Source organism: Ferrimonas sp., assembly GCF_048263965.1.
GTDB lineage: Bacteria > Pseudomonadota > Gammaproteobacteria > Enterobacterales > Shewanellaceae > Ferrimonas.
This window is the reverse complement of sequence record NZ_JBLXDO010000006.1, coordinates 15,630-31,466: the sequence shown is the minus strand read 5'-3', so window position 1 is coordinate 31,466 and position 15,837 is coordinate 15,630. Positions and strand designations below refer to the sequence as shown.

14 protein-coding genes are annotated in these 15,837 nt (G+C 57.7%); 7 read left to right on the top strand and 7 right to left on the bottom strand.

Annotated features, from left to right (window positions below; genetic code table 11):
• Window positions 1-43: 43 nt before the first annotated feature.
• Complete coding sequence (asd, locus tag ACN0RV_RS07495) at window positions 44-1,156, bottom strand: aspartate-semialdehyde dehydrogenase (protein ID WP_417347012.1); 1,113 nt, start codon at window positions 1,154-1,156, stop codon at window positions 44-46.
• Window positions 1,157-1,304: 148 nt separating this feature from the next.
• Here asd and ACN0RV_RS07490 point away from each other — a divergent pair, with 148 nt between their 5' ends.
• Window positions 1,305-2,420: a hypothetical protein gene (locus ACN0RV_RS07490; protein ID WP_417347010.1), complete on the top strand. Its 1,116-nt coding sequence runs from the start codon at window positions 1,305-1,307 to the stop codon at window positions 2,418-2,420.
• Here the strand turns inward: ACN0RV_RS07490 and ACN0RV_RS07485 are convergent.
• Window positions 2,381-3,253 carry a LysR substrate-binding domain-containing protein gene (locus tag ACN0RV_RS07485; RefSeq protein ID WP_417347009.1) on the bottom strand — a complete coding sequence of 291 codons (873 nt, stop codon included), beginning with the start codon at window positions 3,251-3,253 and terminating at the stop codon, window positions 2,381-2,383. The genes ACN0RV_RS07490 and ACN0RV_RS07485 overlap by 40 nt on opposite strands.
• Before the next feature lie 94 nt (window positions 3,254-3,347).
• Here ACN0RV_RS07485 and ACN0RV_RS07480 point away from each other — a divergent pair, with 94 nt between their 5' ends.
• From ACN0RV_RS07480 to ACN0RV_RS07470, 3 genes are all read left to right on the top strand, one after another.
• On the top strand, window positions 3,348-4,301 hold the full coding sequence (locus ACN0RV_RS07480; RefSeq protein ID WP_417347008.1) for a TDT family transporter: 954 nt from the start codon (window positions 3,348-3,350) through the stop codon (window positions 4,299-4,301).
• Window positions 4,302-5,238: 937 nt separating this feature from the next.
• On the top strand, window positions 5,239-5,535 hold the full coding sequence (locus ACN0RV_RS07475; protein ID WP_417347006.1) for a hypothetical protein: 297 nt from the start codon (window positions 5,239-5,241) through the stop codon (window positions 5,533-5,535).
• 291 nt (window positions 5,536-5,826) lie between these two features.
• On the top strand, window positions 5,827-7,728 hold the full coding sequence (locus tag ACN0RV_RS07470) for an HD domain-containing phosphohydrolase (RefSeq protein WP_417347004.1): 1,902 nt from the start codon (window positions 5,827-5,829) through the stop codon (window positions 7,726-7,728).
• A 62-nt stretch (window positions 7,729-7,790) separates the two neighbouring features.
• On the opposite strand, the gene ACN0RV_RS07465 is transcribed toward ACN0RV_RS07470, so the two are convergent.
• The gene (locus ACN0RV_RS07465) at window positions 7,791-9,050 is read right to left on the bottom strand and encodes a TIGR03503 family protein (RefSeq protein WP_417347002.1); all 1,260 of its coding nucleotides are present in this window, start codon (window positions 9,048-9,050) and stop codon (window positions 7,791-7,793) included.
• Between the two features lie 3 nt (window positions 9,051-9,053).
• Window positions 9,054-9,782: a DNA polymerase III subunit epsilon gene (gene dnaQ / locus ACN0RV_RS07460; protein ID WP_417347001.1), complete on the bottom strand. Its 729-nt coding sequence runs from the start codon at window positions 9,780-9,782 to the stop codon at window positions 9,054-9,056.
• 66 nt (window positions 9,783-9,848) lie between these two features.
• On the opposite strand from dnaQ, the gene rnhA reads away from it, so the two are divergent.
• A complete protein-coding gene (gene rnhA, locus ACN0RV_RS07455; RefSeq protein ID WP_417346999.1) occupies window positions 9,849-10,319 on the top strand; it encodes a ribonuclease HI in 471 nt (156 codons plus the stop codon).
• Window positions 10,320-10,369: 50 nt separating this feature from the next.
• On the opposite strand, the gene ACN0RV_RS07450 is transcribed toward rnhA, so the two are convergent.
• Window positions 10,370-11,107, bottom strand: a complete 738-nt coding sequence (locus ACN0RV_RS07450; protein ID WP_417346998.1) for a class I SAM-dependent methyltransferase — start codon at window positions 11,105-11,107, stop codon at window positions 10,370-10,372.
• Between the two features lie 170 nt (window positions 11,108-11,277).
• Between ACN0RV_RS07450 and gloB the strand changes: the two genes are divergently transcribed.
• Both gloB and ACN0RV_RS07440 read left to right on the top strand, forming a co-directional pair.
• Window positions 11,278-12,045, top strand: a complete 768-nt coding sequence (gloB, locus tag ACN0RV_RS07445) for a hydroxyacylglutathione hydrolase (protein WP_417346996.1) — start codon at window positions 11,278-11,280, stop codon at window positions 12,043-12,045.
• A gap of 85 nt (window positions 12,046-12,130) precedes the next feature.
• Window positions 12,131-13,711, top strand: coding sequence for a LysM peptidoglycan-binding domain-containing protein (locus tag ACN0RV_RS07440; RefSeq protein WP_417346994.1), 1,581 nt, complete (start codon window positions 12,131-12,133; stop codon window positions 13,709-13,711).
• Window positions 13,712-13,779: 68 nt separating this feature from the next.
• Here the strand turns inward: ACN0RV_RS07440 and ACN0RV_RS07435 are convergent, their stop codons facing one another.
• Both ACN0RV_RS07435 and ACN0RV_RS07430 read right to left on the bottom strand, forming a co-directional pair.
• Entirely contained in the window at window positions 13,780-14,973 is a 1,194-nt protein-coding gene (locus tag ACN0RV_RS07435) for an ABC transporter permease subunit (RefSeq protein ID WP_417346992.1), read from the bottom strand.
• A complete protein-coding gene (locus ACN0RV_RS07430; protein ID WP_286342391.1) occupies window positions 14,973-15,788 on the bottom strand; it encodes an ATP-binding cassette domain-containing protein in 816 nt (271 codons plus the stop codon). Before ACN0RV_RS07430 ends, ACN0RV_RS07435 begins: the two co-directional genes overlap by 1 nt.
• Window positions 15,789-15,837 lie beyond the last annotated feature (49 nt).

The following is a 15,837-nucleotide window of genomic DNA, read 5'->3' as shown; positions in this document are numbered from 1 at the left end:
TACCGGCTCACCGCGACAGTAATCCGGGAAAATATGCGCTGGATCAGGCCTGTCTGGCCACCAGGATGGTTAACATGCGTCGCAATGGCTCCGCCGCTCCCCAAAGCAGCTGATCCCCGACGGTGAAGGCAGACAGGTATTCCGGGCCCATGGCCAGCTTGCGCAGTCTGCCCACAGGCACCGACAAGGTTCCGGTGACCGCAGTTGGCGTCAGCTGCTCACGGCTGGCCTCCGGCGTGTTGGGCACCAGTTGCACCCAGTCATTGTGCTGGGCTATCAGCCGCTCAATCTCCTCCAGAGGAAGATCACGCTTGAGCTTGATGGTCAGCGCCTGGCTGTGGCAGCGCAGCGCCCCCACCCGGACGCAAAGTCCATCGATGGCAATGGGCTGCTGTTCACTGCCGAGGATCTTGTTGGCCTCCACCTGGGCTTTCCACTCCTCGCGGCTCTGACCGGATTCCAGCGGCGAATCGATCCAGGGGATCAGGCTACCAGCCAGAGGCACACCGAACTGAGAGGCATCCAGGGAGCCCGAGTTCATCTTGGCGGTCACCGCCCGCTCGATCTCCAGAATGGCCGACGCGGGGTTAGACAGCTGGTCAGCCACCTCCTTATGCAGCTCCCCCATCTGTGCCAACAGCTCCTTCATGTGACGGGCGCCACCACCGGAGGCCGCCTGATAGGTCATGGGGCTTATCCACTCCACCAGATCCGCTTCCAGCAAGCCGCCAATGGCCATCAGCATCAAAGAGACGGTGCAGTTGCCGCCAACGAAGGTGTTCTTGCCCTCATCCAGCGCCCGATCAATCACATCCCGATTCACCGGGTCCAGCACTATGGTGGCCTCGTCGTCCATTCTCAGGTTGGAAGCGGCGTCAATCCAGTAGCCTTGCCAGCCAGACTGGCGCAACCTGGGATAGACCTCCTTGGTGTAGTCAGAACCCTGGCAGGAGATGATCGCCTCCATCTGCTCCAGTCGGGCCAGGTCGAACGCATCCGCCAGAGTCGGCTCACTGGCACCTTTCGGCGCAGGTTGACCCGCCTGGGAAGTTGTGAAGAAGGTGGCTTTAATGGAGTCGAAATCCTGCTGCTGATGCATACGCTCCACCAACACCGAGCCCACCATGCCTCGCCAACCCACTATTCCAACTCTCATACCACTCTCCCTCAACAGGCCATAAAATACACTGTGGTCGACGTTAGCATTTGGACGGCTAAACGTCTACACGCGATTCTCCGACTCACCGGGTAACCTAAGAGTTTTTTCTGATAGAATGGCCAAAGGTTATGAGTCAGGGCAGCGAATGAAAGCGAAACCTATCTGGGCATTGATGGCAGTGGTGGCCGGTTTCTGGTGTTTTCACCAGGGCAGCGCCATGCCGTCTGATCGCCTGATGAGGTTGCTGAACCTGCACTCCGCCCCAGATCCCAGCGCCCAGACGGAGCAGGGGCAAGCGGTTTTGACTCTCGCTGATTTTAGCAAGGCCCCAACCGGCCAGGAGGCCGACCTGGTGGCGGTGACCGCCGCTTCCCAGGGGGAAAAGCCCGATGGCGTCAACTCTGACACCGCCCCGGGTCACCCTCATTTCGGACTGTTTCGCGCCTCAACCAGCAGTGCGTTGCCCGCCGAGGTCAGTGCCCCCAATACCCCAAGTTACGCCAGACTGATTCAGCCCGGGTCGCCCGATTACGATGAGCTAATGGCGATGCTTGAACCGGGCAAGGCCAGCCTGGTGGTGGGCGATAAGCTGCTGATTCCGCAAATGGTGAATGGCGAGCTGATCTTCTCCGTGTACAGCCTGGCGGAAGCACGGTTCATCTATGAGCACCCGGAAAAGTTCGTGGATGGCCAGCTGGCCATGTTCATGGCCGACAGGATGATGGGTCCCTGGAGTGAAAACTGGGGAATGGAGCCGGGTCAGGGGGTTGATCCCATCTACCATTTCTGCCGGCAGGCTGGATGCATATTCCGCGGCAGCTACGAGACTGCAGCTCAGGCCGAAGCCTTCGTCAATGCGTTCCGCCAGGCCAATCCGGGGCTGCTGGTTGACCCCATCAGTTGGGAAGGCAATCTGGTGGTCAGCTACCTGGATCCGGAAACCACCGTTGCCCTGTTTGATGCCAACGGCCGCCCTGCCATTCCAGAGTTTGGCCCCGATGGCCGCCCAAGGCATCCTCTCTATGATCGGGAGGGCAATCCGGTGGAGATCATACTGCCCTTCCCACCGGATTTGGCCAATGGTCCTCATCCGCCACCGCTGCCGCCAGGGGGGCACCCTGACTACCCCGGTGGCCCTGAGGTGGTGATGCCTCCCATTCATCTGCTGGATGAGCTGATTGGGGACGAGCCCCCCTTCCTTCCTGTTGTCCCACCGGCGGGTCAACGAGGCGACAGTAGCTTCACCGCCGACGCCACCTGAGGCAGGGCTCGGTTGCCCTCGCCCCAGACAAGGTAGAGACGACGATAGATGGGCTCGGGCAACTCAACCTGAGAGACCACTTTCCGATCAAGTGCCTCATCACAAGCCAGGCGAGACACCAGGGCACACCCCAGCCCCGCTTGCACCGATCGCACCACCGCCTCCAGGCTGCCCAGCTCCATTATCTTGATGGCAGGCTTGAGCCTTGGTCTCAGGTGCCGCTCAAACTGCTCACGACTGCCAGACAGGCTCTCCCTGAGTACCCAGGTCTCTTCAGAGAGCCGCCCCCAGTTCGCCACCTTTCCTGACAGAGGATGACCCGGAGGCGCAATCAACACCATCTCATCATCCCGCCAATGGCTTCTCTCCAGTCCCAACTCCAGAGTCTCGCTTTCAATCAATCCAAGATCCAGTTGATAGGCCATCAACGCCTTCTGAATCTCTGCACTGTTGGCCAGGCGAACTTCACCACTGAGAGGGATGCTGCCGAGCTCACCGCCAAGGAGTGCCGGCAACAGATAATTGCCTATGGTCAGGCTGGCACCCAGACGCAGGGGCGCCTGACATCCTCCGGGTTCAAACAGGGCCAGAATATTGTCCTGACGATTGAGCATCTGCCGAGCCAGTGGCAACAGCAGATGGCCTCGGGCATTGAGGTGCAGCCTCTGAGCCTGTCTCTCAAACAGAGACACGCCCAATTGGGACTCCAGGGCCTTGATTCCCTGGCTAACCGCTCCCCGGGTCAGAAACAGCTGCTCAGCGCTGATGCCGAGATTGCCTGTGTGCGCGACGGAGCAGAACAACCTGAGCTGCTTCAGAGAGAGGTCCACCATATAGTTCTTCTAAACAGTTATTGCGATATATTCGATATTATTAAATGAGGGAACGAGGGACAATAGCCGCATCAAGCCGTTTCTGAGGTTCCCCATGAGCACTCTCCTACATCGAAAGTCCCAACACCTTCCCACTCCCATGGCAGGGTTGGCGCTGGGCATCGCCAGTCTCGGCCTTTGCCTGGAGCAGAGGCTGGACTCAGGGATGTGGATTCAGATTATCCTGGCCAGCGTTGCGGCAGTACTCTGGCTGATGCTGACGGTGAAGTTCCTTCTGCACCCCTCTGTTTTGCGCAGGGAAATTGCCTGTCCTCTGGTGGGCAGTGTTATCCCCACCTACGCTATGGCCGCCATGATCCTCTCTAAGACACTGGGGTTGTATCTGCCCACAGCAGCCACCCTGCTGTGGAGTGGCGCGGTATCCATGCACCTGATTCTGATGACCCTGTTTCTCTACCACAGGCTGCGAGAGCCCAGACTCTCCACCATGCTACCCAGTTGGTTTGTGCCGCCGGTGGGGATCATTGTGGCTGCCCTCTCCTACCCCAGTGACACCCTCTACCCTTTGGCGAAAGGGCTGATGTGGCTAGGGCTGGCCAACTACGCACTGCTGCTGCCGGTGATGATCTACCGGTTGATATGCCGACGCTGGGAGGATCCCAAAGGCTACCCCACCTTTGCCATCATGGCCGCTCCGGCCAGTCTGGCGCTGACCGGTTACCTGGCTGTCATTCGCCAGCCAGACACTGTCGTCATCAATACACTGCTCCCGCTTGCGCTGCTTATGACGACTCTGGTGTACCTGGCCATGTTTCGCCTGCTTCGCCTTCCTTTCAGCCCTGGGTATGCGGCTTTCACCTTTCCCCTGGTGATATCAGCCACCGCCCTCTACCAGGTGCTGGATAAGGCGGCCAATGGCGCTTCAGAGCTGACTGCCGTGCTAAGACCCCTGGCGGACATGGAACTGTTGCTGGCCAGTCTGATGGTGGGCTATGTCGCTCTTCGCTATGCCCTGCACTTCTGGCCCAATGCCCAGGCAGGCCAATAAGCTTTCTGTTCGATGGCGCCCCCATAATCATGGCAGTCCGGAAGTCCAAACCCTAAAGAAAACACACCTGGCTCACTGCACAAAACACCATTGGCGTGAGCCGGATCACCTTCCGTTGGCGCTACTTTTTGGTAACAGAGAGAAGAAACTCTCGATTTTTGCCGCCAGCCCACCTATTTTAGCCCAGTGAGCGCCCGGTTCTCGGAGTTATATCCTGCTACGAAATGGAGATTTTGCAGTTTTTTATCGATCGAACGATCCCACAGAAACACAATATCGTTCATAGGGACAGAGTGACCAAGAAGAATCACCTCCATCAATATTACTTAATCTTCTCCCCCTGCCCCCCCAAGCAAGTGATTCACACTACCCCGCTTCATCAGGCAAGTTGAATCTACTTATCAATGTAATGCCAATAGGAGATCCACTTAACACTTATTTTCTTAAGTTATGGGTCAGTAAAGGATTTCTGTGTTTATATAAATTTCAAGATTAAGGCCACACAAATAGCAGAGGTTAATATGGAAGTATTAGAACTCGTAGGCAGCTGTCTAGTGTTATTCGCATGTTTGTGTATTACTGGAATGGTATTGTTTTATCTTGCCTCTCTGGTGGTCGCAGCACTGGTCTTTGTTTCCGGACTTTATCGAAAGGAGCGCGGTAGTCGAAACCCGATAGTTATCGCATGGGAACAGAACCGAGACCGGCGCTGGCCCCGCAGCCCCAGAACCTGGGAGCGGCGCAGCTTCAGCTGAATGCCTTAATCGACATGGCTTGGGCGGTGAAGTATTAAATTACTCTTACCGTCCTAATAAGGCGCTAATTAATACCAGCCGATATTCATAATGAATATTTAGTGCGGGGAGCACGCAGGCATAATTAGCGTCATTAATTTTATGTTCACAGATTGACGAAAAGAAATATAAGGGAGTCAATAATGGACCAAAAAGTAAAACTGATCGATCTGGTACACCAAGTTGGTTGGGTTTACGACTCTACGGCCGTTACTCAAGAGCCGGACGGTAAACTGGTGTTCTGGAAAATTCCTCTCCATGAAGTGCTGGCCCTGCGTAGCATTCATCACTCCAAATCCTTGCGCAGAGAGTTGGGCAAAGATTTCGAGCGCTACGTGATGAACACCGAAAGTCGCAAGCTGAAACTGGCGGTCGACTGGCATCACGGGATAATCAGTGCCCTCAACTACATCGATGCCGAAAGGGCCATGGCCTCTTAATCCATTTTTGGCGGGCTGCAGTCCTCGACAGTCACTACCTCTCACTGCAGCTCAGCCTCTTTTATTTTGGACGGTCGCGGGTCCCAACCTGCGCTACCTCTCGCCGCGACCGGTCCTTTTTTGCCCCCTTGTGTATTCAACCTCCCCCAAAGACATTTCTTAGGCAGTTTTATCGGCCATTCATGGACTTAGCTATTGGAACTTTCAAGAAATACCGCTAAGTTGGAACTAGGCAAACCACGATTAAAACGATGCGGAAGCCGATTCGGCAAGGAACTGGAGTCAACTGCGATGACCAGCACAATCACTGCGCCAATCAACATCGATGTCTTAGGGATCAGCGGCCTTCAATGGGCGCTGCTTGATGCCGAACTCAATGTGCACCAGGCCAGCCAAGAACTCCTTGCCAACCTGTGTCCCGAAAGCGACCTCCCTGTGCCACTGTGCCAACTGCTGCCCGCTTTAAGTGCCGATCAACAGATGAGCCTGGGCTTTTTGCAGCGGCGCATCCAGTTCCAGTGTGTCTCCCTCGAGGGAAAAGGGGTGCACTGCATTGCCGCCCCCACAGGCAATGACCAATTGCCCGTCTGCCTGTCGCTGATGGAGTTTGACCTGGACAACCGCTGGCTGATGGAGCTGCACCCCAACTACAACCACGCACTCTACTCCAGCGACCAGTGGATAGGCCACCTGGAGACGGTGATAAAAAGCGCCCCTGAGGAAACCCTCAACCAGCTGGTCAGCCGGGCGGTGCACATCTCACAGTCTCACGATGGCTACCTGATGCACTACAACCCAGGCAAACGGGAGCTGCAACTGACTACACGGCACCAGACCCGGGACATCGACTCTGAACGCTTCTCCATCGACCTCTGCCCCGCCCTGGCCCTGTGCATCGATGACTCTGCAGCCTACATCTGCAACGATGTGGACGACGAGCCCCTGCCCTTTCTGGCAGACCAGAGTGTCAGCAATCACCTGAGTGTTCCGGTCATCTACAGGGGCGCCATCGTCGGGGTGGTGGGGGTGTTCAACCGGGACAAACCCTACACCGAAGTGGATGCCAAAAGCCTGATGGTGTACGGCGCCATCATTTGGCACGCCATTCAACTGCCCAAAACCCTCAAGGTGGTCGCCGAGCAATCCCGCGTTATTCGGCAGCAGAAGCAACAGCTCAATCACTCTCTGGTGCAGTTGGTCGGCGCCATTGCCGACGCCCTGGAAGTGAACGACCCCTATACCGCGGGCCATCAGCGCTCAGTGGCCAAACTGGCCCACCGCATCGGCCGCCGCATGGGGCTGAGCCATCACCAACTGGAAGGATTGAAACTCGGTGGCCTGATCCACGACATCGGCAAACTTGCGATTCCCACACAACTGCTGACCAAACCCTCTCATCTGAACGAAGAGGAGTTTGATCTCATCAAGACTCACTCCGAGCGGGGCGCGGCCATCATCAAGGACGTGGAGTTCCCCTGGCCCATTCGGGATATGATTCTGCAACACCATGAACGGCTCGACGGGTCAGGCTATCCCTATGGCCTGAAGGAACCGCAGATACTCATCGAGTCCCAAATTCTGGCGGTAGCCGACGTATCAGACTCCATCCTCTCCCACCGGCCCTATCGGCCGGCCCTGGGGTTCGAAAAACTCAGAGAGGTGCTACTGGAGGGACGGGGAGCCCAGTTCAACAGAGAAGCGGTGGACATCTGTCTGGAGCTTCTCTGTGAAGAGCGAACCCATTCTGTAGAGTGCATCGACGCCATCGCTCTGGGACCAATACTGAAACTGGACCTCGACACCACCCTGGCAAAGGCAGAGAAGCAGATGAACCGGGCCGACCTCAGTGTCGCCCTGGTGGTGGATGAGGATGGTCATACGGTGCGAGGCTACATCACCAGCGCCATGCTCACCTTCTGGCACAGCCCTCTGCTGGATACTGCCGCGGAACGCACCCTGGACAGGGAGCTTCAGCACCGCAAACTGCATCAGGTGATGAAACATGAGGTTCCAAAGATCGAGCGCTGCGCCTCCCTGGAGAGCGCCTCCTCTCGGCTGCAGTCCTCGGAAGAACACTTCCTGATGGTCACCGACAGCAACAACGCACCTGTGGGCATTCTGACCTGGCCGCCTCTGGCACAAGCGCTTCAGGACAAGCTGGCCCGCACCAGTGGACTCAGCCCCACCACATAAAGCTAGCCAGAGATGATGAGCATCACATCCACAAAAAAGCCGGGGAATACCCGGCTTTTCTGTTAACTGTTGCTGTCTGTCGTCAGGTCGATCTTATCCGTTTCAATCTCTGGCTCCACCACCAGAGGCGCCGCCTCAAGCTGTTCCATCAACCGCATGCGTTTGCGCCAGAACAGCAACACGCCCAGACCAAACAGCAGCAGCACGGCGTTGGCGCCAACCACTATGCTGATCACCCTAAATCGTGCCGCATCTTCCTTCTCCTGCATCTGTTCCTGGACCAGGGCAGCCCGCTCAGCTGGGCTGAGGCTTGGGGGAGGCGGTGGAGACACATAAAAGTTAAGCTCCGGGAGGTTAAGGAAAAACTCCTCCCCTGACGCCGTGGTGCCTACTGCGGTGCCTTTAATCAGGTAACTGCCCATCTCCATCACCATGGGCAGAGAATAGCTTTGTACCTCCTCCTGAGGCGTAACGGTCAACTCTCCCATCATGCCCGATGGCGCACGAACCTGAATAACCAGATGCAGCTCACCCGGCATCAGATCCTGCTGATCCACATTGACCTGCACCCGATACTCACCGGGATCGGTTCCCGGCTTCTGCGGTACCGATAGCCTGAACGGCTGGGGGATGATCTCCAGATCCTGATCGACGGTGCGGTTAAACACCTCATTCCCCACCTCTAGTCGCAAACCATAGAGGCCAGAAGGTTGGTCGAAGTCCAGGGAGGAGGTGAAGTGGCCATCGTTGGGACGCTCATCCAGCTTGGTGCCGTCATCCTCGAAGCCACCAATCTTCTTTACCCCGGCGGCATAGTTTTCATCGCCCCGGCGGTTGGCGCTCACCAGGTTCACCTTCCACTTGAGCATCTTATGGAAATCACGAATGGAGAGGGTATTGTTGTCGCCTTCGATGCTGGCATTGAGCTTGATGCGCTCACCGCGGAACACCTTCTTCGGCAAAGGGTCCAGCTTCAGTTGAATGTCGCTGATCAGCAGAATTTTGCTGTTTTCAGTGACCTGGCCAATCAGCTGCCAGGGACCGGGCGTCGGGTTGGACACCCGGATCATGTCGCCACCGGGGCCCTCGCTCCAACTGACATTGTCGGGGTGTCGGTGGGCATACCACTTGCTGCCATCAGGAAGCACAACGATGACCGGAGAGCTGTGCTCCTTGCGCTGCACCAGCATGGTGATGGCTTCAATTCCGTAATCCACCCGAAAGCGGTTATCCAGCAGTTTCAACGCCTGCGGCGATAGCGCCCAGGCGCGGGTCCCCGCCAGCAGCAGGAACAGCAGAAACACCGCCTTCCATCGACTCATCCTCTACCCTCTCAGCCAGATTGGCTCGCTGACCAATCCAAGTCGCTCCTCGTGTCTACTGATATCATCGGCCGAACAGGCGATCACTTTAAGGGGGGCGCGGTCACTTTTCAGCCGAACGATGCCGCCGCCTTCGCCATCGGCGCCGGAAGCCAGCTCCAGGGCCTTCTGGCCACCGGTCATAAACAGGTACACGTCCGCCAGAATCTCGGAGTCAAGCAATGCTCCGTGGAGGGTTCGGTGGCTGTTGTCGATGCCATAGAAGCGGCACAGGGCATCCAGGTTCAGGTTCCCCTGAATTTCACCCTTACTCTTCTTCTCCCTGGCCAACTGCAAACTGTCGACCACCGAGCAGTGGTCCTGCAACTTGCCGTATCGGCCCAGCATCTGGAACTCATAGTCGATAAAGCCGATATCGAACTGGGCGTTGTGTGCAATCAGCTCAGCACCACGGACAAACTCCATGAAGCCGTCCACCACCTCATGAAACAGCGGCTTGTCCGCCAGAAACTCATCGGTGATGCCGTGTACCTGAATCGCCTCCTCATCCACCGGACGATCCGGCTTGATGTAGACGTGAAAGGTACGGCCGGTCAACTTTCGGTTGACCATCTCCACACAGCCGATCTCAATCAGGCGGTGCCCCTCGTAATGCGGGCCTCCGTCCTGGTTCATACCTGTGGTTTCCGTATCGAATACGATCTGGCGTACTGGGGTATTGATGTCTGTCATAATCCTGATTTGCAACAAGTTGCGGTATACTGCACCGCTTAGGCTCCGGCTATGGTACCAATTTAAATGACTCAACTAAAATCTGTCACCCTTTACACCGATGGCTCCTGCCTGGGCAACCCAGGTCCCGGAGGCTATGGTGTGCTGCTTCGCTATCTCCAGCACACCCGGGAGATGAGTGAAGGCTATCGCCTCACCACCAACAACCGCATGGAGATGCTGGCCGCCATCATCGGGCTGGAGAGCCTGAAGGAACCCTGTGTGGTGGACCTGCATACGGACAGCCAATATCTGCGCCAGGGCATCACTCAATGGATTCACGGCTGGAAACGCAAGGGGTGGAAAACCGCCAGCAAACAACCGGTCAAAAACGTGGACCTATGGAAACGACTCGACGAAGTGACCCAAAAACACCAGATCGAGTGGCACTGGGTCAAAGGACACTCCGGCCAGCCTGAAAACGAAAGGGTGGATGATCTGGCCAGAGAGGCCGCCTCTGGCAGTGATCTGAAAGAGGATACCGGCTACCAGCCGTAAAACGACAGAAAGGGCCAGGGGGCCCTTTCTCAGTTCATCAGACTCACCGCCTAACGACGCCGCCTTTCGGCGACGGTACGACCGACGGCCGCCGGTGAGGTGATCAACCGCTTCCTCGGTCGCCACCTGGGCCGGATCGGGGTCATGGGCACCGCCACCTTTCTGGCCACCAACATATAGACCGACGCCAATGAGGGGGTTTGCTGGGCCATCCATTGTTGCGGCCAGACGAAGCGATCCGGTGACCACAACAAAGAGCTGAACGCCAGAGGTTCCTGAGCCACCAATTGATACCCCAACACGCCCAGCCAGTCTCTGACCCGGCTGGGAGTGAACATTCTCCCCTTCCAGGGATAGCGCTTGCGCAAGCTGGGAGAGAGCATCCCCAAGCCGGCAGGGCTCAATGGATTAAACCCGATGATCACCAGGTGCCCCCCCTCCACCAGAACCCTGTCAGCCTCACGAATCACTCCGTGAGGATCCTGATGAAAATCCAGAACCATGGGCATGACGCAGGCATCGACACTGCGACAGCGCAGAGGCAGGTCATCGACCTCCCCCCAGGCGTCGCCGCCGTCGGCGTGAATGGCGACCTGGTGACGGATAGAACAGAGACGGGAGTTGAGGTCTGTGGAGAGTGGGCCCAGTTTGATCAGGTGATAACCAAACAACCTGGGCCACCAGTTATCCAACCCGGCAGACACCTGCTGCTGAAGCCATTCGCCCCAGGGAAGCTCGGACCAATTGGCCGGAGGTGCGATGGAATCGAAGCTGTAGGCTGGACGCATTAATCACCATTTTCCAGGTACATTACGCAGTAAAGATAACTGACAATAGGCATTGAGCGCCAGTACCTTAGGCCCGGCATCACTCCCGCAGGCCGACTGCATCAAGTTTTGCTTCCCCGCCACCCCGTTCCCTCTTACACTGGTGGCTCACTCCCTGTGGAAGTTCCGCCATGCTGAGCATTACCCCCATCCCCGCGTTCGACGATAACTACATCTGGTGCCTGCACATAGGCGACCACGCCTGGGTGGTGGATCCTGGCGACGGTGATGCGGCGGCGGCCTATCTGTTGGAGCAGGGCCTGGAGCTCAACGGCATACTGATTACCCACCACCATCACGATCATGTGGGTGGCGTTGCTACCTTGCAGGGTCACTGGCCAGAGGTCGAAGTGGTGGTTCCAGCAGGCTCACCTTTTGAAGGTGGTACTCAGGTTGCCAACGAGGGTAGCCAGATTCTGCTGGAGGGACTGGATCAGATCGCCAAGGTGACACTTTGCCCGGGCCACACCCTGGACCATTGTGCCTATCAGGTGGGACACCATCTGTTCTGTGGCGATACCCTGTTCAGTGGCGGTTGCGGCCGTCTGTTCGAGGGCAGCGCCGAGCAGATGTACGAATCCCTGCATAAGTTGCGACACCTGGGCGCCTCCACCCTGCTCTACCCCGCCCACGAGTACACCCTGGCCAACCTGGCCTTTGCCCTGGCGGTAGAGCCGGATAACCAGCAGCTGCAGGCCTATCAACACCGCTGTAGCAAGCTGCGTCAGGACAAGATCCCCACGCTGCCCACCAGTATGGCCAATGAACTGACCATCAATCCCTTCCTTCGCAGCCACCTGCCTCAGGTTCAGGCGGCAGCCGAACAGCACAGTGGTCAACCCTGCGCCGACAGTGTGGCCTGCTTTGCACAGCTGAGAGCCTGGAAAGACAAATTCTGATAAAGAGGGTACAATCCCGAACCACTATTGCCTGGCGTAAGCTGATTCTTGCGCCGCAATCCAGGCCGATAATGGTAAATAATTGATGAAAAAGAGCCTTTCTGCTTTGTCCCTGGCTTTGCTGCTGGCGGGATGCCAATCCCTCGGCGGCGGTGAGCCAGAGCAGGACAACCCAGTAACCAACGCCGAAGCGCCCCTGACCGCAGAGCCTGTCGACCAGGGCAACGACAACGACGAGCAGGAAGCTCAGGAAGTGGTCCCCGCCCCCGCCAAAGATGTGTGGGAGCGGATCGCGCGCCAGATGACTCTGGAGGTGCCGGATAACCAGCGCGTCAATAAGTTTCGCAAGTGGTACAAAGCCAACCCCCGCCACATTGAGATCATCTCCGAACGTGCCGACCCCTACCTCTACCTGATCGTTGAAGAGGTGGAGAAGCGGGGCCTGCCCATCGAACTGGCCCTGCTGCCGGTGGTGGAGAGCTCCTTTGATGCCTTCGCCTACAGCCACGGCGCTGCCGCAGGCTTGTGGCAGTTCACCAGCCCCATGGGCAAGCATTTCGGACTTCAGCAGAACTGGTGGTATGACGGCCGCCGGGACGTGGCCGCCTCCACCCGGGCCGCCATGGATATGATGGAGTACCTCTACAACAAGCTGGATCACAACTGGCTTTACGCCCTGGCCGCCTACAACACCGGCGAAGGGCGAGTGTTCCGGGCCATCAAGCGTAACAAGGCCAAGGGCAAGCCCACCGACTTCTGGTCTCTGGATCTGCCCAGCGAGACGGAGCGCTACGTGCCTCAGCTTCTGGCTGTCGCCGACGTCATTCGAAACGCTGAAGAGTACGGCCTCGACCTTAAGCCTGTGCCCAACGCCCCTCGCCTGAAGGAGATCGACGCCGGCAGCCAGATCGACCTCGCACTGGCGGCAGATATGGCCGACATGTCAGTGGCCGATCTGCACAAGCTGAACCCTGGGTACAACCGTTGGGCGACCGCTCCGGACGGTCCCCACACCCTGTTGCTTCCCCTGGATAAGGCAGACGGCTTTATCACCGCCCTGTCGGACACCGCCTCCACCGAAAGGGTGAACTGGCTGCGCTACAAGATTAAACCCGGTGACTCCCTGGGCGTGATTGCCAAGAAGTACCACACTCGCATCGGCATCATTCAGTCGGTCAATGGCATCGACGGCAATATGATCCGCGCCGGCCAGCACCTGCTGATCCCGGTGGCCGCCAAGGATCCCGAGCTCTACCCCTTCAGTGCCGAGCAGCGCCTGGCCAGAAAGCAATCCAAGAAGCGAGCCAACTACAAGATTGAGCATACGGTCAAATCCGGGGACTCTCTCTGGACCATTGCCCGGGCCAACAAGGTCAAGGTGTCTCAGCTGGCTTCCTGGAACTCCCTTGCCCCCAAGGACACCATTCGTCCTGGCCAGAAACTGGTGATCTGGGTTAACCGCATCAGCAAGAACGAAGACAAGACCTCGGTGATGCGTCAGATCAGCTACAAGGTTCGCAGTGGCGACTCCCTGGCCCGAATCGCCAAGAAGTTCAACGTAACCGTGACCGATCTGGTGCGCTGGAACCAGTTGGATGCCAAGAAGTACCTGCAGCCGGGCCAGAAGATGACCCTGTATGTGGATGTCACCAAGATCAGCAGCTAACAAAGCAGCCAAGAGTGCAAAAGGGCCGCGTCAGTGCGGCCCTTTTTTGATCGCCTTGATTTCCCCCCCTAGCGAAACAGCACGGATTCGCGGCTGAACCACTGAACACAGCACCAGAGCAGCAGGGTCGAGAGAATCAGGTTGGAGGCAAACACCGCAGCCAGATCATGATAGGCAAAGGTGCCCTTCAGCAGATCCTTGATGGCCAGGGAGATGTTGAAGATGGGGTACCAGGCATTGGAGGAGGTCAGCTCCGCTCCGGGCATGGTGGCCACCATCGCCGGAACCAGCACCGCCACCTGCAACCCGCCCATGTAGTTCTGCCCCTCCTTGAAACTGGTGGCAAAGATGGAGACCGCCAGCAGGATCGCCGAGAACACCCCGGAGATGGGCAGCAGCAGGGCCAGAAGCAGCAGCAGGTCAACGGGGTTCACCATCTTCGCCAGGGTGACAAACACGCCAAGGTCCAGCAGGGTACCGACCGCGGCCAGCCACACCAGGGCACTGACGATGGTAAGCAGGGTCAGGGTCATTGAGGTGGTGACAATTACCAGAAACTTCCCCAGAACCAGGGTAGTGCGAGGCTGGGGCACCATCAGCAGTGTCTCCAGGGTTCCCCGCTCCTTCTCTCCGGCCCCAATGTCCAGGGCCGGCAGCATCGCCCCCATCATGCACAGGAACAGCAGAATGTAGGGTAGGACACTGCCTACCCTTTCACCGATATCCTGCCTGGCCTGAGCGGTCCCCACGTGCTCCAGGGCCAGTGGCGTATGCAGCCTGCCCTGCACCTCTTCCGACACCCCGTGGTAGGCCATAAACCGCCCGAGCCATTGGGTGCTCAGAGCCTCGAGCCGCTGCTCAACGGGACGAAACTGGCCGTGATTCTGTGTCTGGTCGTAGAGAAGCTGCCAGCGGTTCTGGCTGGAGATCACCGGATCAAACCCCGGCAGCAGTGACACCACCAGCTGCAGCTTGCCGCTGTTGATCTGCTCAGGCAGAGGCGTGGCGCTGTCAGACTGCGCCAATTCCAGGTGGGGCACCTCCTTTAGCGCGTCGACCACCTGTTCACGCCAGGGAGACTCCCCCACAACGGCAAAGTGGATCGCCTCCTGCTGCTTGCTCATCAGCATCTGGTAACCCAGCACTCCGACCACCAGGATGAGTGCTGGCAACACCACGGTGGGGAACAGCACCACGAAGGTCATGGTTTTTCGATCCCGCAGCACCTCCTTCAGCTCCTTGAGCCACACTTTTCCTACCATCAGGCCACTCCCCGGGTTTGCCCCTGAGGGGGCTGACTCAGCCTCTGCTGGCATCCGACAAAGGCCTCGCGCAGTGCATTGGGGTCGCGACTGCCGGCGAATTCGATAAGAGAGCCTTCAAATACACATAATCCCTGCATCACCACGGCAATGCGATCGCACAGCAGACTCACCTCCTCGAGTCGGTGAGTCGAAAAAATAACTGGCCTATTCTGTTGTTTTTGACTATGAATAAAGTCAAGCACCGCTTGGGCGGACATGATATCCAGTCCGGTCGTAGGTTCATCGAGAACTATGACTTCGGGTTGGTGAATGACCGCCCTGGCGATGCCCGCCCTCTGCTTCATCCCCAGCGACAACTCCACCACCTTGCGTTGCAGAAATGGCGCCAGCTCCAGTTGGCTGGACAAGGTATCGATCCGGTTGGCGATCTGTGCGGGAGAGAGGCCATAGAGTTGGCCGAAGTAAACAAGATTTTCCTCGACACTGAGGCGTTCATAGAGGGAGGTAGAGGCAGACAAAAACCCAATCTGGCGCCTCATCCGCTCAGGCTGCTTGTGCCACTGATGGCCGTTGATCTCTATGCTGCCCCTATCCGGGGTCAGCACCCCAGAGAGCATTCTCAGTACCGTGGTCTTTCCTGCACCGTTGGGGCCCAGCAACCCCAGCACCTCGCCAGGGCGGGCGCGAAAACTGACCGATTGTACCGAGTTGAAGAAGCCATCCTGAAGCCTGGGATCCAGGCGCTTACACTGGGTCATCTCCCCAGACTTGGGTATTGCGAAACGCTTGGCCAACCCCTCAACAATGATCATCGCAACGCCCCCCAAAACACAGCTGAACCTTAACTATAGTTCAAGCAAA

Coding starts and splice junctions, on each gene's coding strand:
- asd (WP_417347012.1), bottom strand. CDS start 1,156: ATGAGAGTTGGAATAGTGGGTTGGCGAGGCATGGTGGGCTCGGTGTTG.
- ACN0RV_RS07490 (WP_417347010.1), top strand. CDS start 1,305: ATGAAAGCGAAACCTATCTGGGCATTGATGGCAGTGGTGGCCGGTTTC.
- ACN0RV_RS07485 (WP_417347009.1), bottom strand. CDS start 3,253: ATGGTGGACCTCTCTCTGAAGCAGCTCAGGTTGTTCTGCTCCGTCGCG.
- ACN0RV_RS07480 (WP_417347008.1), top strand. CDS start 3,348: ATGAGCACTCTCCTACATCGAAAGTCCCAACACCTTCCCACTCCCATG.
- ACN0RV_RS07475 (WP_417347006.1), top strand. CDS start 5,239: ATGGACCAAAAAGTAAAACTGATCGATCTGGTACACCAAGTTGGTTGG.
- ACN0RV_RS07470 (WP_417347004.1), top strand. CDS start 5,827: ATGACCAGCACAATCACTGCGCCAATCAACATCGATGTCTTAGGGATC.
- ACN0RV_RS07465 (WP_417347002.1), bottom strand. CDS start 9,050: ATGAGTCGATGGAAGGCGGTGTTTCTGCTGTTCCTGCTGCTGGCGGGG.
- dnaQ (WP_417347001.1), bottom strand. CDS start 9,782: ATGACAGACATCAATACCCCAGTACGCCAGATCGTATTCGATACGGAA.
- rnhA (WP_417346999.1), top strand. CDS start 9,849: ATGACTCAACTAAAATCTGTCACCCTTTACACCGATGGCTCCTGCCTG.
- ACN0RV_RS07450 (WP_417346998.1), bottom strand. CDS start 11,107: ATGCGTCCAGCCTACAGCTTCGATTCCATCGCACCTCCGGCCAATTGG.
- gloB (WP_417346996.1), top strand. CDS start 11,278: ATGCTGAGCATTACCCCCATCCCCGCGTTCGACGATAACTACATCTGG.
- ACN0RV_RS07440 (WP_417346994.1), top strand. CDS start 12,131: ATGAAAAAGAGCCTTTCTGCTTTGTCCCTGGCTTTGCTGCTGGCGGGA.
- ACN0RV_RS07435 (WP_417346992.1), bottom strand. CDS start 14,973: ATGGTAGGAAAAGTGTGGCTCAAGGAGCTGAAGGAGGTGCTGCGGGAT.
- ACN0RV_RS07430 (WP_286342391.1), bottom strand. CDS start 15,788: ATGATCATTGTTGAGGGGTTGGCCAAGCGTTTCGCAATACCCAAGTCT.